The sequence below is a fragment of the Halalkalirubrum salinum genome, from assembly GCF_005543295.1.
Classification (GTDB): Archaea; Halobacteriota; Halobacteria; order Halobacteriales; family Haloferacaceae; genus Halalkalirubrum; species Halalkalirubrum salinum.
Map to the genome: position 1 here is coordinate 198,821 of NZ_SRSG01000010.1, position 19,348 is coordinate 218,168.

The following is a 19,348-nucleotide window of genomic DNA, read 5'->3' on the forward strand; positions in this document are numbered from 1 at the left end:
CGGTGTTTTAGTTTCACACGGGAAAGTCAGCGTCAGGGTCGACGACCCGATCAACGTTCGGTGGGAGTGACCAGTCAGTCACAAGTTCAAGCAACTGAACGAGCATTTGGCCGGTCGCTCCCCAAACAGTGTAGCCGTCGACGCGAAAAAAGTGGATCCGTATATCGCCGTAGGACGGATGATCTCGGCGTTCGGATTCGTAGTTGTCTAAGTCGATAAGCTCACCAACAGAGAGCAACACGACCTCGGCGACCTCCGCTTCGTTTGGAACAAACGGTTGCTCTGGGACCGTTGCAACGAATGGTCGAACCGCGTACCCAGTGGACGTCTCGATCTCGTCGAGTTGGCCAACAAATGAGACTGTTTTGGGAGCCAGCCGAACCTCTTCGTAGGCCTCTCTGAGCGCGGTGTCGCGGAGATCAGTGTCGATCGGTTCCCGCCCGCCACCTGGAAAGCTCATCTGTCCGGGGTGTTCGCCGAGATGTTCGGCGCGCTTCGTGAACAGTACGTGTGGCTCGCCGCTACGATCGACAATCGGTGCGAGCACAGCCGCCTGTCTGCGCGGATTGTCAATCGTCCGCGGACAGTGCTCACGCAGCGGTCCAAAGTCCAGTGTGTACACGTCCTTGCTCGCAGCTACGGCGTTCTTGGATAAAAATCCGATCGGATACAGTCGGTCTGCGAAACGTTACTGGACAGCGGGGGATGCATCCGCGAGATCGGCGGCGGCAGCGGTACGAACGTCGTCGGGGTCGATCGGCGCATCGGCCCACGCGGGGAGACGATCGTCGCTTATTGGCGGCGCGATGGCGTCGGCGTACTGCTCGACCTGTTCGAGTTCCCCAGTCCGATCGTACTCGAAGCCGTTGAACGCAGCATCGATCGCGTATTGGTCGACGAACTCTCCAGCAACCGCACGGTAGCGACCCGCAAGTGTCTCGAAATCAGGGTCGATACCGTGCTCTGTGAGCGTCTGAAAGAGGGTCTGACCAACAGATCGGCTCATATCAGACAGGCCAGTCGGCCCCTCGACCGAGCGGTGTTCGTGTTCGTAGCTCCCCAGATCAACCTGTGCGGTTCGATCGAACCCAGCGTGCGGGAAGACCTCGCCGAGCGTTCCCACCTCGAGTCCCCACGATCGGGGAAGCCGGACGTGTTCGAGCAGCTCCGACGTCGCGGCAAACTCCCCAGCAAGTGCGTACCGGAACGCGCCGAAGTACTGGAGGATCTCGGCGTCGTGAGTGTCCGAAAGCGCCCGAATGATCGGCGCGTAGAACAGCCGAAACAGCCGACCGTAGAGGCGGTTGTTCTCGATTCGGGCGTAGTAGCCCTTCGAGAATGTGTACCCGTGGGCCAACGGGAACACGAGCCGTGGGACATAGGTCGCGTTGTACGTCTTTGTGTCGGCGTCGTGGACAGCGACAAATTGTGAGTCAAGTGCAAGCCCGAGTGCGAGCCACAGATCGCGGCCTTTGCCCCGCTCGCCGTCGAGTCCGTTGTTGGCGAGCAGCGCCGAGACCGCTGGTCCGCTACACCAGAGCAGTTCAACGTCGAGGTCGAACCCCGCGAGCCAGGAACGAAAGGATCCAACCGAGTCAGCGTTGGTTCTGAGGGGGACGATGACGCGTTCGGGTGAGACGCGTTCAAGTTCTGTGAACATACGGATCGCTGCTGGGGACTCAAACTCGCGTTGGGTCATCGGCACGACGACGGCAGTTCGATCGACGGGCGCGGGCTGGCAGGCCGTCGAAAACGAGTGGAGCGTAGAAATTCGCTCTTGGACATACTCCATTTACCACGTTTAGGGGAGATTCACCCAAATATGTCTCGGTGGCGATCAATGCGGTGAGTGTAGTGATTCGGTAAACGACCCGATCAGGCGCTCGACTCCCCAGGGAGGTAGCCGGCACGATCGACAGCGAACAGGCCGAGGCCTATGAGAATGAGCACGGCTGCCGCAGCACCGAACACCGCATCATAGGTGTAGCCCGCCTCGATTACGTACCCAGTTGCCGACGAACCCGCAGCCTGAACGAGCATCGCGATCGAGCTGAACATGGCGTACGCGCTGCCCCGCGTAACGTCTGGCAGCGTATCGAGCAGGTAGGTATCGACCGCCGGAAACGCCGTGTGGATCACGAAGCCAATGAGTGTGGTCATAATGACGATCGCCGGTACTGAACCGACGATGGTGAGCACAAGCAGACACGTCGAAAAGGCGAGCACAATTCCAATGAGGTACGGCACGTGCGGGAGCCGATCGGCCAGATCGCCGCCAAAAAAGAACGCCGGAACGCCCGCAACAAATACGAGCGTCAATAGAGTCGAAGCCATACCCGAAGAGAGCCCCTTCGCCTCCATATACAGCTCGTAGAAGTTGAACAATCCCTGCCAGACGAACGCGATCGCGCCGATCAACACGACCGCTGTGGCAATAATTCGCCACTCGGTCTTCGCCGCACCGAGGAGATCGCGATCGGCCGTACCCGCAGTCGGGAGATCAGTTCGACGGGCAGCGAGCCAGGTGTAGGCCGTGACGATCGCACTCGCGGCGGCGATTGCCCAAAGCGAGAGCCGCCAGTCGACGAGCAGCGTCACCGCGACGAACGGCGCAGCGATGACCGCGGCAACCTGGCTTGCAGTCCCGTGGATACCCATCACGCGACCGACGCGTTTAGGATACAGTTCGCTGAGCAGCGGATTCGCGGAGACAAAATAGACCCCCGAGGCCAGACCCATAAGGAAGGCACCGACCATGAGTTGGACGACCGTCACAGAGGTTGCAGCGATCGCCGAGGCGATCGTGAGGATGACACCCGATGCCAACACCACGTAGTGTCGAGGAACTCTCGTAAGAATCCAGCCCGTCGGGAGTCGAAGGGACGCGCTACCAACCCACGCGAGCGTCACGATGAGCCCCGCAGTTCCCTCGCCGATCGCAAACTGGTCGATGAAGACACTCAAAAGCGGCGCGAAGACGATTCTGGCGAGGTTGACGAGAAAGACCAACCCACAGAGCGAACCAAAGAGCCGTGTACGTCCCACAGCGAGCGTATCCATTGGGACGGTTCAAACGTTCCGAAATGTGCTCGACAGCCGCGAGAATCAGGCGTCAGACGAATGGCTGCCGGAGTACAGGGTCTTTTTGAGAGTCCGAACCGAACCGCCGGGTATGGACTCAACTCGGAAGGGACTCAGGAAGGGCGATCTCTACAAGGACAACTACGAGCGGCTGAAATGCAGCACGTGTGAGAAGACACTGAAAAAAAAGAACGATCCTGATGAGGTCTTTTCAGTCCGAACGTGCCCGGAGTGCGGGATGGAGTGGAAAGAACTCAGGTGACATGCCACGAGCGAGAAACAAACGCAACTGGTACTGATTGTTAGGAGAGGTCGGTCCCGCACTGGTACGGACGATCACGGGCCTGTTGGACGGGAAGAATCGCCTGTTTGACCATGATTTATGTTTAAAATAGTGAACATACGGTATTTCGAGGAGTTCGGACAAACTTCTTAACGGATGGCCTTGAGTATGAACTGTATGGGCACCGCTGTCAGCGCTGGGGAGCGTTACGCCGAGTTAGCGGACTTCGTCCAGTCTGAACCCGCACTTGTCTTCGCCGGAGTCGTGTTCGCACTGGGGCTCATTGCAGCGGCGTACCTCGTCGCTCGGTGGCGGCGGCCAAAGGGGAAACGCTTCGCGAAGCTGATCGGCGAACGCGACGAGATCACGATTCTCATGCATCCGAACCCCGATCCCGATGCCATGTCGGCTGCGATGGGGGTCGCCGCACTCGCCGAACAGTTCGATACTGAGAGCACGATCCAGTACGCCGGGCAGATCCGCCATCAAGAAAACAGGGCGTTCCAGACGGTGTTGGACCTCGAGTTCGATCCGATCGACCACGTGACCGATCTCGACGCCGAAGATGTTGTACTAGTCGATCACAACGAACCACGGGGGTTCACCGGCGCAGACGGCGTGTTGCCGATCGCAGTGGTCGACCATCATCCAGGCGATGGCACTGGCGAGTTCTTCACCGACGTTCGGACGGACTACGGCGCTTCTGCGAGTATCATCGCGGAGTATTTCAGAGATATTGGCGCGACGCCCGTTCCGGCCGATCGACACGCGAGTGAGACCAGATCGAAGTACACCCTCCCCTCGGCAGTGGCGACCGGGCTACTCTGTGGGATCCTTACTGACACGAACCGACTGACGATCGGTGCGACCGCCGCAGACTTCGACGCGGCTGCGTACCTCTATCCGGGGGTCGACGACGACAGGCTCGATCGAATCACGAACCCCGCGGTTGATGCGGAAGTGCTCGAGGTGAAAGCTCGGGCGATCGCCGGCCGGAAGATTCGAGGCTCATTTGCGGTGTGTGACGTCGGCTCGATCAACAACGCAGACGCGATTCCACAGGCGGCTGACGAACTTATTCGGCTCGAAGGCGTGACTGCGGTAGTCATCTGCGGGGAACGCAACGGTACGCTTCATATCTCCGGGCGCTCGCGAGACGATCGAGTGCATATGGGTCGAGCGCTCGAGAACGCGGTTGAACATGTGCCGAACGCCGGCGCTGGCGGCCATGCCCGCATGGGTGGCGGGACGATACAACTACAGCCTGGATTACCCGATGGCGGGGAGACCTCCCCAGAGTCACAGTTTTCTAGAGACTCGTTCACTGACCGACTGTTCAAAAGTCTCGCTGGCGACGTCTGATCCGTATCCTTTTGCGCGCTCCGAACCGACCGAACGCTATGGGAACCGCGGACGGCACCTGGCGGTACCGCGATCGCTTCGGCGGATCGTACGGCCGAACATTCTTCCGGCGGTACCCGCCTGGGGTGTGTTCGAGCATTGGGCTCGGGACGTATCTCGGCGCGGCGACTGACGAGCGCGACGAAGCGTACGTGGAGGCGATCGTCGAGGGACTCGAACACGGGGTCAACGTCGTCGACACGGCGATCAACTACCGAAATCAACGGAGTGAGCGGGCAGTCGGCGAGGCGATCGAGCGGGCCGATATCGACCGCGAGTCGATCGTGGTTTCGACGAAGGGAGGATTTCTGCCATTCGACCGCGAGCGGCCAGCAGACCCAAGCCAGTACATCCGCGAGACGTTCATCGACAGCGGGCGAGTCGATCCAGCTGGACTGGTTCGAGGCAGCCATTGCATCGAGCCAGCGTTCATTGACGACCAACTGGACGCGTCGCTCGCGAACCTCGGCGTAGAGACGATCGACTGCTACTACGTGCACAACCCCGAGACACAGCTGCTCGAACGCGATCCAGCGGCGGTGTATGACACGCTCGAATCGACGTTCGAACGGCTCGAACGGCGGCGGGCAACCGGCGATATCCGTCAGTACGGCCTTGCGACGTGGCACGCGTTTCGAACCCCCTCATCTGACGATCGGCATCTCTCACTAGCGCGGCTGCTCGATCTTGCGGCCTCGGCAGCCGATCGGGTCGGCACAGTCGAACACGGGCTGACGACAATCCAGCTCCCGTTCAACGTTCATATGGCGGACGCGTTTACCCAGAAGTGCCAGACGGTGACTGCGGCGGACGGAACCACACGATCGGTGAGCGCGCTCGAATTCGCCCACGAGCACGGACTGTTCGTGTTTACAAGTGCGAGTATTGGACAGGGTGAGTTGTCGGAGGGGCTACCAGCAGACATTGCGGAAACAGTAGCCGGCGACACCGCAACCCAGCGGGCGATCAACTTCGCTCGAAGCGCACCGGGAGTTACCTGTTCGCTCATCGGGACCGGCTCGCGGCTGCATCTCGCAGAGAACGCCGCAGCCGGGACGTTCGATCCGTTGGGTGCGAGCGCGTTCGACGCAGTGTTCGAGTAGGGCTGACAGCGTGGCGGCGGTTTCGGGCTGTCACGGGGGGAACGTTGATACGTTGGGACATGAGATATCGAGGCGAAATGAGCTATCGGATCGCATTGATCGCTCACGATCGAAAAAAGGATGACCTGATCGAGTTCGCACAAGCCCACGAAGAAACTCTACTGGAGGCAGACCTCCTCGCGACCGGCACGACCGGCAAGCGGCTAATGGAGGCAACAGACCTCTCGATCGATCGCAAAGAGTCCGGCCCACTGGGAGGCGATCTCCAGATCGGCGCGGAAGTTGCCGACGGAATCTGTGACGCCATTATTTTCCTTCGGGATCCGCTTCGTGCACAGCCCCACGAGCCAGATATCTCCGCACTGTTGCGGATCTGTGATGTTCACGATGTGCCGTTGGCGACGAATGTTGCGTCAGCAAATCACGTGTTGGACGGGCTGTACCCCGACTGACCACCTGAATTATCAGTGCTGAATCCTACAGCACAGCAGTTATGATGTTTGATCGGGTCGAGACACGTATGGAGTTGGTTTCGTATGCTGTTGCGATCGGACTCTCGATCGTGCTCGTCGCCTCGCTTGCAGCGCCGGTCGGCGCGATGGTCGGTGCCGGTCACGACGCGGAGATAGACGGACTCAACAGCGCCGAGACCGGACAGGAAGTATCACTACCTCAACAACAATCACCTGTCGGTGCGTGCTTTCCCGGCGATGGCTACGAGCTGACGATCGGTTCAGAGGGCCCGCAGATCGACGCAATCGTCCACTATTCGCTGTTGACAAACCTCGGTGCACCCGGATCGGTAGGGATCGAGATGGCCGGTACTACTGGTAGCCAGTATATTATCACACTTCGGACCGGCGTGTTGTTCGAGGGCGTCGGGGATGCGCAGTCGTTCGTTACCGACCCCGTCTCGCAGTTTTCGGTCGCCTTCGAGTTCGACTTCTCGCTGCCAATGTTTGCAGGGGTCACAGGCGGTGATTTTGACTACAATAGCGACGAGGCACCGATCGATCGACCGATCGGCGATGCAGTCTGTGAGTCCAGTACTGCCTGAGATTCACAAAGAGGCGTTTGTATTACCGTTCGACAGTGAGCGTAGCCGTTAGCACTGCCCCATTCGAGAGCGCAGCGACCAGATCGCGATCGAGGTCTGCAGCGGCTTTGTCCGTTCCAACGGCAACCGTCCGATCGTCGACATAGTCGCTCGTACGCACGACTGCGCTGCGATCGCCCTCGAACGTGAGTGCCGGATCACCACGGCCGACGATCGTCTCCATGTGACCGTCGGCTTCGAGCGTAATCTGTATCCTCGCGTCCGCGTGCGCACACGCCTGTTTGAATTCGTCAGCGAACCCAGCGGGCGTTCGATCGGCCTCGATGGCGAGAATACAGTCACCCGCAGGGGTGAGCCAGCCGTCGCTCGTGAGTTCGAGTGTGCTTTTGTGTTCGGCTGAGACATGTTCGTGGCCCCGTGCACGAATTGTCTCTGAGAGATCGCTCATGTGGAGCCGTCGACCCTCGCCGCTGAAAGCGCTAGCGGATTACCGGGGCCAAGATCACGGGCCGAAGCCGGTAACGTTACTCTCGCGAGACCGTGATCGTCACCGCACCGCACGCACATTCGTACACCCGACGCGTCCCGAGTGGGGTTGTCATAGCCAAGCGAAACGCCGGCTCGTCGAGCGAGCGATCGCAGCCTGGTGCGTCGCAGACAAGTTCGATCTCCTCGAGCATATACACACAGATGGTTGCCGAACATATCAACCCGCGCCAACCGCTCGGTGAAAGTGAAAGTGAAAGTAAACCACACTCACCGGGAGACACAGGTCGTGTTTTATATGCCAGCGACAAAAACATGGTACCAGCTAACATGCCGAATTCGGGAGGTATGGTACCTGTAGACACCCGATTTCTCACCGACATATTTATGTATGGCAGGTGAGTATGTGCAGGTACCAGAGCGCCTCCGGCGCTGGTGGCATCGCACGCAGAATGATCGGGAATTATTATCCACGGAAGATTGCGTATCGACAAGCCACTGCCACGCGCGGAGCGGTGATGGTATCGAGGTTCAAATCATGAGTATTGCTGAGGAATTCAACATCGAAGAGCTCGACGAGTCAGACAACGTAGACCTAACAGACGAACAGCTAGAAGATGGTTCGAAGGGGCAGCTTATCAAGCGTGCCGGCCAGCTTCGAGACCGACGAAACGAACTCAACCAGATGGCCTCTGAACGGGCCTCTAAACGAGACGACCTGAACGCAAAAACACGCGAAAAGGTAGATAAGGCCCAAGAACACCGCGAACAGCGCGATTCGCTCAACGAGCAGGTCCAAGAGCACAAAGAAAAACGCAACGAGCTGAACGCGGAGGCCAACAAGCTGTTCGACAAGGTCGAGTCGATGAAAGAGGATCTCGAACTCGACGATGGAAAGTCGATCGAAGAGCTCAAAGAGGAGATCCAAGCGCTCGAATTTCGACAGCAGACCGAGGTTCTCTCCGCAGAGGACGAACGAGAGCTGATCGAGAAGATCGAGGACAAACGCGAGGAACTCGCAGGGAAAAAAGAGAAGGTCGAAGACGGCGGCGAACTCGAAGCACTCGTCGAGGAGGCAGAAGAGGTCCGATCGGAGGCCTCAAAACACCACCAGAAGGTGACTGAACTGGCTGACAAGGCCCAAGAGCACCACAACCAGATGATCGAGGCCTACCGCGAGGCCGACGACGTCCGCGACCGTGCCGACGAGATGCACGAGCTGTTCGTGCAGGCACAGGAAGCGGCCGACCGCCACCACGAGGACTTCGTCCGCGTCCAAAAGCGGCTCCGCGAACTCGACAAGAAAGAGGAAAAAGAGCGCAAGGACGAGCGTGCCGAAAAGCGCGAAGAAGAAAAGGCCGAGGCCGAGGAGATCTACCAGAAATTCAAGGAAGGCGAGACCCTCGATACCGAGGACCTGATGAAGCTCCAGAAGACCGGCCTTCTATAACCACACCGCTCCGGTGTTTTTTTCGAATTTGTTTAGCAGAATCGACCCGTACCTGCGGGTGTGATCCAGTTTAGCCGATCGGCGTACGACGAGATCGTCTACCAGGCGTACAACGGTGGCGACGAGGAGATCTGCGGCGTGTTAGCCGGCGAGTACGACGCAGGCCACAGCCGCGTGACGGACACGTACGCGGCTGAGAACGTCGCCGAAACACCCCAGACGAGATACGTAATGGACCCAGAGGAGCAGTTCGAGATCATCGAAACAATCGAGGACGCGGGGTTAGAAATCGTCGGCTTCTATCACTCTCATCCGGCCGGTCCGACGAATCCAAGCAAAACGGACGCCGATCGGGCGACGTGGCCGGAGTATTCGTACGTCATCTGTGCGCTCGATGGCTACCCGTTCGTCGGGTCGTGGCGTTGGCGGGCCGATGAGGAAGCCTTCGAACAGGAGACGATTGCGGTCGAACAGCACTAGCTGCAACCAACACACATAGCATTTATCAAGTGTCTGGAAGCCATTCTGTGGAAACAGCGACGATAATGAAGGAAGTTACACCAGCGGAGGTCAAAGAACGAATCGAGTCCAGAGACATCCAGGTTGTCGACATTCGATCGCCCGCAGAATTCAAGCGGGGGCACATTCCAGGAGCGATCAACATTCCGATGATGGAGCTTCCCGTGCGCGTTTCAGAAGTCGACTGGGGCGATGAGATCGTCTGTGCGTGTCCGATCGGACAGTCCTCGATTCAAGCCGCCCGCCTGCTCGCGAGCTTCGAAGGCGTACCAGACGATGCGAGCGTTGCAAGTATGGAAGGCGGATACGAGGCCTGGGACTACGAACTCGAACACGAGTGCTAAACCGTCTCGTTTTGATTTTTCTGCAGCGTAGGTTCAAACAGATTGTTGATACACACCGCTGACCACACAGTATTTCCTAACTTGAGGTTGGGAAACCAAGCGTCCATCCGGTGGATATTTTTTACTTGCCGTTCGAGTAGCAACAGTAAACTCACAGGCGGCCACGTACGGGATGGCTTTTTATTTCGTGGGGTGCTTCGAGCGATTGTGACCACGCTCGTTCTCTGTGTCGATCGGACAAATGACATCGCCGGCAAGACGAGCGTGCAGTTTCCCGTTGCCGGCTGGGAGGCAGTTCGTTCGCTCATCACGGAGATCGGACTCGCAGACCCCGAGAGTTCTGCGGTTAATTGCCTGCTTGAGGCGCTTCGCGTGACAAGAGAGCTTCGTGACGAAAACGAGTCAACCGTCGTCGCCGTGGTATCCAGCGGCGGTGACTCGCTCGTGAGAACCGATCGATCGCTCGCTGACCAACTCGATACCCTCATCGATCGCTACAGCCCGGACTCGGCAATCATCGTCACCGACAGCGCACAGGACGAGCGGGTAGTGCCAGTGATCGAAAGCCGGCTGCCGGTCGACGGAGTCGATCGGGTCGTCGTTCGACAGGCACGAGACATCGAATCAACGTACTACCTCCTCAAGCAGTTCCTGGCGGATGAGGAACTCAGAGCGACCGTCCTCGTTCCGCTCGGAGCTGGGCTCTTGTTACTGCCGGTCCTTTTGATCCGATTTACGCTTGCGGTAGCACTTGCAATGCTCGCGGCGTTGCTCGGCGCGGGGCTGCTGTACAAGGGGTTGGGAATCGATGTACTCGTCGAAACCATTCCGGAGCGGACGCGTGAAGCGCTTTATTCCGGACAAGTATCGGTCGTGACGTACGTCGTCGCCGGAGGGCTTGCGCTTGTTGGCATATTTATTGGCGCGCTTGCAGTGTCTGAGCCAGTCGCGGAGAACGCGGTGTTGCTCCCCGCGATGGAGTTCATCCACAGCAGCGTGCCGTGGCTTGCAACCGCAGGCGTCACCGCCAGCGCTGGTCGGCTCCTTGACGAACTTATCACCGGCGGAGAAAACCGGACACAGTACCTCAATCTACCAGTCGGTATCATTGCGGTCGGTGTCGTTATCCGCGGATTTTCGGGCTACTTTCTCAACCAGGGAGTCACCATGGCAGGGATCGTCCTGAACGCTGGCCAGCGACTCGCCGCATTCGTCGTGTTGGGATTGCTGATCAGTCTGGTGGGAATTCGTGTAGTAATGTCGATCGGGGACGCAGTTGAACTCACTGCAGAAGAGAGTCGGTGATTGCCGGGTCACTCACCGATGTGTACTCCGGATGGTCGATAGCCGATTAGTTCGTCGCGCGATGTTCGCCGTATTTGATTCCCAGTCCAACCATGAGTGCACCGAAAATTGCCATTGATGGTGCGACCATCATGAGAACTGTGTCGGTGGTCATAACACCAGACCCGGCGAGGCCGCCGACACCGATCGCAATGATGACCGCGTACAGTACGAGCGTCGTAACACCGTTGAACTCCATACGATCGATAGGAGTTCCTGAAAAGTAATCCCGTCGATCGAGAGTGCCCGACGCCAATCACGTAGGTGATAGCGACGGTCAGTCGTTTTTCGGCCGAATGAGGTTCGCGAGTGCAACCAAGAGGCCGAGCCCCCATCCCAGCGGGACCGAAATCGCGAGCCACATCAACACGTACCCGAGGCCGGGTAGCCCGAAGTCTTCACCAAATGTCTCGAGATTGCCCGCTGCGTGGAAGTACTCGTTGATCCCACCGACACGAAGCGGGTTCGCGAGGATCCACGCCGCGAGATCATAGCTCGCCGGCAGGATGATGCTTCCGAGCGGTTGATAGGAGATCGCTGCAACGATCGGCGGGAGAAACAGTGCCGTCATCGCAGCAGGGTACGCCAACAACACCGTCGTGGCTCGCCCGCCAACCCGGCTGAAAAGCACCGCCAATCCCGCCGCAACGGTTGCGACAGCACTGGCCGCCAACACTGCCATGAATCCATCGAACGGGAGCCGGATGCGGGCAAGAACAGTAAGCCCACCCCAGACGACTACTGAAACCAAAACGACCCCGATGATCCCAAGCCGTGTGGCTGCGGAGTCGAACTTACCGGCGTAAAATCTTGTCGCAAAGCCGATCAACAACATCGGATAGCCGATAACGACAAGTGGGAGCCCGATCGCAGCCCACGCGTAATACCCAATCTTTTGCGGCAGCGTTTCTGGCATCCACTTTCCAAGCACTCGACTCGGGTTCAACTGGCGCGGAAACAGGATCTCCATCCACGTCTCGTGAAGGCGAATGATGTCGATCCGGATCGCGCCAAGTAACCCCGGTGACCCACGTGACATTGTTGAGTACTGTCGGCTGGGGGGATGTGAACTTTGTGACTTTTCGGCTCGAATACGTAAATGCCAGACTATCTGACCGTCCGAACGCTCGAATGCGTGGATCCGGAGGTTACTGATTCCACGGTCCAAAAGACGGATCGACCCGGCGATCGGTGCGGTCGATCGCGTTGATTTGAGCGATTTCCTCGTCGGTGAGTTCAACATCGACCGATCGCCAGTTATCGAGGATGTGTTCCTCGCCGGTGGCTTTTGGAATTGCCGTGACGCCCTTCTCGCGAAGCCACGCGAGGCTGACCTGCGCGGCAGAGACGTCGTGTGCCTCAGCAATCGAAGTCAGTTCAGAGACGTTGAACACCTCACCGCGGGCCAGCGGCGAGTACGCGACGACCTCAATATCGTGTGCGGCGCTCGCCTCACGGACAGCGTCCTGCGGCAACAGTGGGTGGCATTCGACCTGATTTGCGAAGATCGGCGCGTCGCTCAGTTCGACAGCGGTCTCGATGTCCTCGGGCTCGAAGTTGCTGATCCCGATCCGATCGATTGTGCCATCGTCGTACAACTCGTTGAACGCGCGCAGGGTCGGTTCGGGCTCGTATTCGCGGGCTGGCCAGTGGACGTACAGTAGATCAACTGAGTCGACACCAAGGCGATCGAGACTCGCCTCGGCTGTTTCGAGCACATCCTCGTAGGCGAGGTTGTCGATCCACACCTTCGTCGCGAGGAACACGTCCTCTCGATCGACATCTGCGCGGGCAATGCCCTCGCCGACGGCTTCTTCATTGCCGTACGCTTGGGCGGTGTCGATGTGGCGATACCCCGCGTTCAGCGCGGTTTTGACGCTCTCGACACACGCCTCGGGGTCGTCATTTTGCCACGTGCCGAGCCCGAGCATCGGCATCTCATTGGCTCGCGGGCAGTCCGTCGTGGTAGGCAACTGTGTTGAATCCATACGCGGTGATACATGGCGACGACTCAAAAGGAAATGGAAACCGGACGGTTCGACGCGCGTCACCGCGAGTCAGTCTTCAGTCAGTCGATTGTCGCCCTAAAATCAACCCTCAGGGCCGACGAGAACAAAGTTCCAACGTCAGGACTACTGCAATGAGAAAACGCACAAGCTTGATAACCGCTATGGATAGATACATAAATATGAGTGAATCAGACAATCGACACCAGTTCTCGGTTTCGGCGATCGGCAACACCGAGACAAAAGCGACCGTCTCGGTACGCGATTTTGAGTTCGTGATCGACGAGCCAGCCACCCTCGGGGGGACAAACGAGGGACCGAACCCTGTCGAGTATCTACTCGGCGCGTGGGCGGGCTGTATGAACGTCGTCGCCCAGAAGGTCTGTAAGGAACACGGCGTCAAACTTGACGGGCTCAACATCGAAGTCGAGGGAGATCTCGACCCCCGAAAGTTCCTCGGCATGGCCGAAGAGCCTCGCGCGGGCTTTCAGGAAATCCGCGTCGAACTTGCCGCCGAGACAGACGTTGACGAAGAGATGCTTGAGACCATTGTCGAAGAAGTCGAAGCCCGCTGCCCGGTTGGCGACAATATCATCGACCCGACGCCAACCGACGTGACGATCACGGCCGTCTGAGTCGATCGACCGCCCGACGATCCTCGTTTATGATGTTGATATCACTGCCGTCACTGAGCAGCTTCTGGAGTTGCTGTGGCAGGCTTATTATGTGAAGTACCTCGGGGTCAAGCCCCGAGGCACTCTGCCTGCTTTCTCTGTAGAGCTATGTCCTCGAGACAAATACGGTGAAGCCATTATCAGACATCTACGCGTTGTTTCACACAGTGGACAGCGGTTTCAGCGGCTGACGAAAGTCGTACTGTGGCCCGATCGTAGCGACGTGTCCTCGGCTGAGGACCAAAAGAGGAGCGGACCAGACTAGTTCCAGCTCGATCGATTCGCGATCCGCTCTTTGGCGTACTGAGCCAGGAACGGAATGTCTGAAAGATGCAACAGCTTCCGCAGCGCGGGGAGGTTGCCGCCGTTTATTTCTGAGAGTGAGTCGAAACCAAGCTGATCAAGATCGGCCATAAGCGTATCATAGCGCTCGTTCGGTGCGAGATACAGTAGTTGGGTCATCGTCAACCGCGATCGCATCTTCGGGGCCACGTTTTCGTGCCACAGCGTATCGTAGGTTTCCATCGCTGCCGCAGAGACATCTGGCTTTCTGGGTGTGAGGCATTTGTCGACAGTGATGGCGGCCGCGCGCCCAGAGCGCATGCCCTTATGGATGCCCTCTCCCCACAGCGGATCGATCGTCGGAACGGTGTCGCCGACCGCCATAAAGCGGTCGGTGCTGAGCTTCGCGGGCATCTGGATGTGCGCTGAGCCGCGGTGTTGGTTGCCTTCGATCTTCTCGGCAGTGTCAAATCGCGGATCGCTCTCGAGCCAGTACTCGAGATAATCATCGACAGTCATCCCCGCCTTTGCATACTCTTGATGGCGGTTGTTCTGGATGTAACAGAGCCCGACCTTGGCGGTGTCCTCGCCGGTGTGAAAGATCCACGAGTACCCCCCGGGCGCAAGTTCGTGGTCAAGCCGCAGCATCATCGCGTCGTGGAGGTCCGCATAGCGAGGATGGTCAATCTCGATTCCTTCCATCTCGTACTCGATGCCGATCGCCTGATTTTCCCGTTTCAGATCGCAGACATCGAGCGCTTTTGCCAAGGGAGCGGCCGGGCCGGTCGCGTCGATCACGATGTCGGCATAGACCTCCTCGTCGCCGTTGTACCGGACACCACAGATCTCCTCGCCGTCCATGATCGGCCGGGAGACCCGCGAATCGAACCAGTATGTTGCGCCTTTCTTGCGGCTATCTTCGACGAGGAACCGTTTGAAATCCGCAAACTCTAAGACCGCACCGGCCTGCGGCTGCACGAAGTGGTTGTTTGGTGATTCGAGCACGACGCTGTCGGTGAACTGCATCACCACGTCATTAGGAATCCCAAACGACGCCATCATGGAGGGAAACGTCCCTGCGGTGGACTTGTTGCTCTGTCTCGGGAATTCGTCTTCGGACTCGGTTTCGAGTACGACGACGTCATAGCCCCGGGCTGCGATGTCCCGCGCGCACTGTGCTCCCGCGGGGCCCGCCCCGGCAACTATCACGTCGAAACGGTCGGACATATACTCAAAAGTATAGCCTCGTGATAATGAGTGTTTCCGAAATCAACTGACACGGCCAGATTCCGACGGAAAAGACAGGTCAGATACCGATGACGAGAAGCGCTTGCTCAGTAGAACTCTCGAACCAAATCCATCGCGTCTTCGGGCGCGCCCTCGCCGATCTCGGTCATGTCTTCGGTGACGCCGTGGGCCTCGCCGTACGGCACCGCGTTCTCGTCGCGGTACATCACGCCCTGATACTCCTTTTCGGAGTCAAGGATGACCGATTTGGCGGCCTCGTAGTCGGTTGGATCGTGGCCGTCGTCTTTGAGGTCGACAAGCGAGTCACGGAAGTAGTCATAGGTGTCGACGTCGTTGAACGTCACGCAGGGGCTAAACACGTTGACGAAGCCGAAGCCGTCGTGTTCGATCGCCTCCTGGACGATCTCGGCGTGTCTGAGCGCGTCCGAGGAGAACGACTGTGCGATGAAACTCGCACCTGAGGCGAGTGCCAGCGCGAGGGGATTCACCGGCGACTGTTTCGGTCCCTCCGGGGAGGTCGAGGTCTCGAAGTCCGATCGAGATGTTGGTGAGGCCTGTCCCTTCGTGAGGCCGTAGATCCGGTTGTCCATGACGACGTACGTCATGTCGATATTGCGCCGAACTGCGTGGATGAAGTGGCCCGCGCCGATCGAGTAGCCATCACCGTCTCCGCCAGCGACCATCACCTCGAGATCGGGGTTTGCGAGCTTCACGCCCGTCCCGACCGGCAGCGCGCGGCCGTGGACGCCGTGGAGCGCGTAGCTGTGCATGTACGTCCCGATCTTCCCCGAACAGCCGATCCCGGCGACAATGAAGGTGTTGTCTGGATCGTTACCCGTGTTCGCGAGGGCTTTCATCATTCCGTTCATCGTCCCGAAGTCACCGCATCCGGGACACCACGTCGGCTGTTTGTCCGATTTAAAATCGGTGAATCTAACGTTCGAGCTCATTGGCTGACCTCCGCGGGTGCTGTGTCCGCGAGTGTGTCGGTAATTCTCTCTGCGAGTTCGTCGGCCTTGAACCGCACGCCGTTGTACTTGTTGATCCGATCGACGCGACAGAGTGCGTCGTGTTCGAGCACGTCGGCAAACTGGCCGGTGTTGTTACATTCGACGACGATCACATTCTCGGCGGCGTTGATCTCCGCGGAGAGATCCGGCCGCGGGAAGATGTACGGCACCGAGATGACGTGCACGTCGATATCGTCGGCTTCGAGCAGTTCGAGCGCCTCAATGAGCGCGCCCTCGTTCGACCCCCATGAGATGACAAGGTTATCCGCGCCAGGGGTTCCGTATTCGCGGTAGTCGAAGGACTCGCGTTCGATCGCGCTTTCGACCTTCCGGTTGCGCTTGTCGACCTGTTCGACGCGCATCTGAGTGTCCTCTGTCCGTCGACCGAGCTCGTCGTGCTCGAGGCCGGTCGACATGTGTGCGCCCTTGGCGGTCCCGGGTTTCGCACGCGGACTGACCCCGTCATGTGTGATCGCGTGGGTTCGGAAGTGACCGGACTCGTCGAGCCACTCGTCGATTTCGTCTTCGTCGACGAGTTTGCCGCGATCGATCTCGACGGCGTCCATGTCGAACGCCTCGGGTTCGAACGTCTGTTCAGTAACCGCAAGCGCGAGGTCGGCGGTGAGGTACACCGGGATGTTGTACTTCTCGGCGAGATTGAACGCCTCGACGGTCTTCCAGAAGCACTCGTCGATCGTCGTCGGCGCGAGGACGAACCGGGGAACCTCGCCGTGGCCGCCGTAGAGCATCTGGTTGAGATCGCCCTGTTCCTGTTTGGTTGGCATTCCGGTCGAAGGCCCCGATCGCATCACGTCGACGATGACGAGCGGCGTCTCACTGGTGGCAACGAGTCCAAATGTCTCGGTCATGAGATCGATGCCCGGCCCGGAGGTGGCGGTCATCGATCGTGCGCCTGCGCGGGCGGCCCCGAGGGCCATGTTGATCGCGGAGAGTTCGTCTTCGGCCTGCACGACGTGGCCGCCGTAGTGCTCAATCCGGCCGACGAGGTACTCCATGACGTTGGTAGCGGGCGTGATCGGATACCCGGCGTAGAACCGGCAGCCTGCGGCGAGCGCGCCCATGCCGATCGCCTCGTCGCCGTTGAGCAGCACATAGTCGCTGTCGGTTGTCTCCAGGCTATAGTCGAACTCGTGATCGTACTCGTCGGTGACGTAGTCACGGCCGAGGCGGGCGGCCTGTTTGTTATTGTCGACGAGCTTCTGGCCCTTGTTGCCGAAACGTTTCTGCAAAGCCGAATCGAGGTTCTCGATCGGGAAGTCGGTGACTGCACACGCCGCGCCGAGTGCGACGACGTTGCGCATGATTGCGCCGCCAGCGTCCTCGGCGAGCGATTTCAACGGGACGTCCAGCCCGACCATCCCGTCTGGAATTTCGACGTTCTGCATCGTCGTCCGATCGCCGTCGTAGACGATCACCGATCCTTCGTGTAGTTCTGAGAGGTTCTCCTCGATCGTGCGCGGGGTCAGCGCGATCAACACGTCGAGTCGGTCCACGACGCTCTGGACCTGCTCGACCGACGTGCGGATTTTGTACGCCGTATATCCACCGCGGATACGTGACGCGAAATCCTTCGACGTAAACACGTGTCTCCCAGCCCGAGAGAGCGCCTGAGCGAAGATCTTCCCAGTGGAATCGATTCCATCGCCGGCTTCGCCACCGATGGCCCAATTGAAGTCCGCAGGCATATGCTATCGTCCGACCCTTCCAGTGGACAAATCAAAAGCCTTCTGAAAGGGGGCCCTCTCAGATTCTGGAATGATCCAAAAAATCCCCGTAAGAAGGACAACAAATGGGTTGTTTTTATCGGTTAACCAGGGACCGAATCATCGTTTCCTTCGTAAATAGAGCCACAGGTTTCTTTTCGGAAGACACGAGACGATCGTGTGCTGAGCATTTGGTGTACAATTGATATTGGTACTGATTCACAGACAGACGGTTTGATGTATTCCATGCAACCACCGACCTGATGAGACGTCGAGCAGTGGGAGGCGAGATATTCGATGGTGGATGCGGTCTCACCGAACATCTCTATTAATACCGTCACATAGATGTAAGCAGGAAGCCCACGATTTCAGTCGTAGCAAAAATAGCCGCTGTGGGGGCCTAATCGTCCGTTGTCTGCGGGGGTACGGGTATCGTACGGTTGCTGGTTGAATATGATTCGATGAGATCGTTCTCTGCGATCGTTCCAGTGAGCTGTGGCACGGCAACCATCTGATCTTTTTCAGCCCACGATTGAAGCCCTTTGGTGTCTTTCGGAAGGCAGTGGCCGCCGTATGGCCATCCCCCCTGCATGCCCATGTTCGGTCCGAACCAAGGTGAAATATGGCGAATTCCCATCAGCACATTGTTTGGATCGATTTCATACGGTTCTGTCTGATGACTTTGAGATGCAAGTCGCCACATCTCATTAGCGAATGATATTTTTGTGGCCCCAAGCACACTACTTCCAAATTTGATGAATTCTGCCTCAGTCGGCGCAACCTCGACGTAGGCAGAGACCTTCGCTCCGAAGGCACGTTTGACCGTGTCTTTTGCTTTCTGTGTATTCGCACCGACGACGAGGGATTCTAGCTGTTTGAGATCTTCGTAAGCACTGTCTTCAAACAGAAACTCCGGTACCATCGCGTAGTGGGTCAAGCCGAACTTATCGGCGAGCGTTTCGGTCGTCGTCGGAGGTACCGTACTTCGAATAGCAACCACTTGAGGATCCTGTTTCATCAGCGTCTCAAGTGCGCGCTCGACAATGTCTGTCTTCATTTGACCAGAATCTGCATCGTACGGCGTTGGGACCGAAATAATTGATAGCTCGGCGTCGATCGATTCAGTTGGATGGGCGGTTCGATATCCGGACTCAGATAGCTCCCTGAGAACGCGGTCGTCGATATCTTTGAATACGACACGATGACCCCAGTCAGCAAGTGCACGTCCTGTTGCACTCCCAACAGTACCTGAACCGATGATTTCAATTGTAAGATCCGATTGCTCGCTCATACGAGATCACTCTGGAAAATGTTGATATGTGCAACTTGCTGAATA

Annotated in this window: 22 protein-coding genes; 10 read left to right on the forward strand and 12 right to left on the reverse strand. The window is 58.2% G+C overall.

All coding sequences use genetic code 11. The annotated features are described in order from the left end of the window. Window positions 1-13: 13 nt before the first annotated feature. The 3 genes from E5K03_RS04450 to E5K03_RS04460 form a co-directional block, all read right to left on the reverse strand. Window positions 14-613: an NUDIX hydrolase gene (locus tag E5K03_RS04450; protein ID WP_138005265.1), complete on the reverse strand. Its 600-nt coding sequence runs from the start codon at window positions 611-613 to the stop codon at window positions 14-16. A 75-nt stretch (window positions 614-688) separates the two neighbouring features. Continuing rightward, window positions 689-1,792, reverse strand: coding sequence for a glycosyl transferase family 2 (locus tag E5K03_RS04455; protein WP_138005159.1), 1,104 nt, complete (start codon window positions 1,790-1,792; stop codon window positions 689-691). A gap of 83 nt (window positions 1,793-1,875) precedes the next feature. Next, window positions 1,876-3,045 (reverse strand): MFS transporter, encoded by a 1,170-nt coding sequence (locus tag E5K03_RS04460; protein WP_138005160.1) that lies wholly within the window; start codon window positions 3,043-3,045, stop codon window positions 1,876-1,878. Between the two features lie 127 nt (window positions 3,046-3,172). Here E5K03_RS04460 and E5K03_RS17085 point away from each other — a divergent pair, with 127 nt between their 5' ends. The 5 genes from E5K03_RS17085 (at window position 3,173) to E5K03_RS04480 (ending at window position 6,925) form a co-directional block, all read left to right on the forward strand. Beyond that, complete coding sequence (locus tag E5K03_RS17085) at window positions 3,173-3,343, forward strand: HVO_0758 family zinc finger protein (protein WP_170967565.1); 171 nt, start codon at window positions 3,173-3,175, stop codon at window positions 3,341-3,343. A 198-nt stretch (window positions 3,344-3,541) separates the two neighbouring features. Next, window positions 3,542-4,726: a DHH family phosphoesterase gene (locus E5K03_RS04465; RefSeq protein ID WP_138005161.1), complete on the forward strand. Its 1,185-nt coding sequence runs from the start codon at window positions 3,542-3,544 to the stop codon at window positions 4,724-4,726. 38 nt (window positions 4,727-4,764) lie between these two features. Beyond that, complete coding sequence (locus E5K03_RS04470; RefSeq protein ID WP_138005162.1) at window positions 4,765-5,868, forward strand: aldo/keto reductase; 1,104 nt, start codon at window positions 4,765-4,767, stop codon at window positions 5,866-5,868. 77 nt (window positions 5,869-5,945) lie between these two features. After that, the gene (locus tag E5K03_RS04475) at window positions 5,946-6,320 is read left to right on the forward strand and encodes a methylglyoxal synthase (protein WP_138005163.1); all 375 of its coding nucleotides are present in this window, start codon (window positions 5,946-5,948) and stop codon (window positions 6,318-6,320) included. 68 nt (window positions 6,321-6,388) lie between these two features. Beyond that, complete coding sequence (locus E5K03_RS04480) at window positions 6,389-6,925, forward strand: DUF7332 family protein (RefSeq protein WP_138005164.1); 537 nt, start codon at window positions 6,389-6,391, stop codon at window positions 6,923-6,925. 22 nt (window positions 6,926-6,947) lie between these two features. Here the strand turns inward: E5K03_RS04480 and E5K03_RS04485 are convergent, their stop codons facing one another. Then, window positions 6,948-7,373, reverse strand: coding sequence for a DUF371 domain-containing protein (locus tag E5K03_RS04485; RefSeq protein WP_138005165.1), 426 nt, complete (start codon window positions 7,371-7,373; stop codon window positions 6,948-6,950). Window positions 7,374-7,449: 76 nt separating this feature from the next. After that, window positions 7,450-7,605: a hypothetical protein gene (locus E5K03_RS17090; protein ID WP_171006589.1), complete on the reverse strand. Its 156-nt coding sequence runs from the start codon at window positions 7,603-7,605 to the stop codon at window positions 7,450-7,452. A 344-nt stretch (window positions 7,606-7,949) separates the two neighbouring features. Between E5K03_RS17090 and E5K03_RS04490 the strand changes: the two genes are divergently transcribed. The 4 genes from E5K03_RS04490 (at window position 7,950) to E5K03_RS04505 (ending at window position 11,029) form a co-directional block, all read left to right on the forward strand. Beyond that, window positions 7,950-8,861, forward strand: coding sequence for a coiled-coil protein (locus tag E5K03_RS04490; RefSeq protein WP_138005166.1), 912 nt, complete (start codon window positions 7,950-7,952; stop codon window positions 8,859-8,861). A gap of 60 nt (window positions 8,862-8,921) precedes the next feature. Then, entirely contained in the window at window positions 8,922-9,341 is a 420-nt protein-coding gene (locus tag E5K03_RS04495; RefSeq protein WP_138005167.1) for a desampylase, read from the forward strand. A gap of 62 nt (window positions 9,342-9,403) precedes the next feature. Further along, entirely contained in the window at window positions 9,404-9,724 is a 321-nt protein-coding gene (locus E5K03_RS04500; protein WP_138005266.1) for a rhodanese-like domain-containing protein, read from the forward strand. Between the two features lie 207 nt (window positions 9,725-9,931). Next, a complete protein-coding gene (locus E5K03_RS04505) occupies window positions 9,932-11,029 on the forward strand; it encodes a DUF373 family protein (protein WP_138005168.1) in 1,098 nt (365 codons plus the stop codon). Between the two features lie 46 nt (window positions 11,030-11,075). On the opposite strand, the gene E5K03_RS04510 is transcribed toward E5K03_RS04505, so the two are convergent. The 3 genes from E5K03_RS04510 to E5K03_RS04520 form a co-directional block, all read right to left on the reverse strand. Further along, the gene (locus tag E5K03_RS04510; protein WP_138005169.1) at window positions 11,076-11,267 is read right to left on the reverse strand and encodes a DUF7333 family protein; all 192 of its coding nucleotides are present in this window, start codon (window positions 11,265-11,267) and stop codon (window positions 11,076-11,078) included. A 78-nt stretch (window positions 11,268-11,345) separates the two neighbouring features. Beyond that, a complete protein-coding gene (locus E5K03_RS04515) occupies window positions 11,346-12,107 on the reverse strand; it encodes a hypothetical protein (RefSeq protein ID WP_138005170.1) in 762 nt (253 codons plus the stop codon). A gap of 109 nt (window positions 12,108-12,216) precedes the next feature. Continuing rightward, window positions 12,217-13,056: an aldo/keto reductase gene (locus E5K03_RS04520; protein ID WP_138005171.1), complete on the reverse strand. Its 840-nt coding sequence runs from the start codon at window positions 13,054-13,056 to the stop codon at window positions 12,217-12,219. A 200-nt stretch (window positions 13,057-13,256) separates the two neighbouring features. Here E5K03_RS04520 and E5K03_RS04525 point away from each other — a divergent pair, with 200 nt between their 5' ends. Further along, window positions 13,257-13,709, forward strand: coding sequence for an OsmC family protein (locus tag E5K03_RS04525; protein WP_138005172.1), 453 nt, complete (start codon window positions 13,257-13,259; stop codon window positions 13,707-13,709). 300 nt (window positions 13,710-14,009) lie between these two features. Here E5K03_RS04525 and E5K03_RS04530 read toward each other — a convergent pair whose 3' ends face one another. The 4 genes from E5K03_RS04530 to E5K03_RS04545 all read right to left on the reverse strand — a co-directional run bounded on the left by E5K03_RS04530 (window position 14,010) and on the right by E5K03_RS04545 (window position 19,303). Next, a complete protein-coding gene (locus E5K03_RS04530) occupies window positions 14,010-15,257 on the reverse strand; it encodes a digeranylgeranylglycerophospholipid reductase (protein WP_138005173.1) in 1,248 nt (415 codons plus the stop codon). Window positions 15,258-15,364: 107 nt separating this feature from the next. Then, entirely contained in the window at window positions 15,365-16,228 is an 864-nt protein-coding gene (locus tag E5K03_RS04535; protein WP_138005174.1) for a 2-oxoacid:ferredoxin oxidoreductase subunit beta, read from the reverse strand. Continuing rightward, complete coding sequence (locus tag E5K03_RS04540) at window positions 16,225-17,994, reverse strand: 2-oxoacid:acceptor oxidoreductase subunit alpha (RefSeq protein WP_138005175.1); 1,770 nt, start codon at window positions 17,992-17,994, stop codon at window positions 16,225-16,227. The genes E5K03_RS04535 and E5K03_RS04540 overlap by 4 nt, the downstream gene beginning before the upstream one ends. A gap of 418 nt (window positions 17,995-18,412) precedes the next feature. Further along, window positions 18,413-19,303 (reverse strand): hypothetical protein, encoded by an 891-nt coding sequence (locus E5K03_RS04545; RefSeq protein ID WP_138005176.1) that lies wholly within the window; start codon window positions 19,301-19,303, stop codon window positions 18,413-18,415. Window positions 19,304-19,348 lie beyond the last annotated feature (45 nt).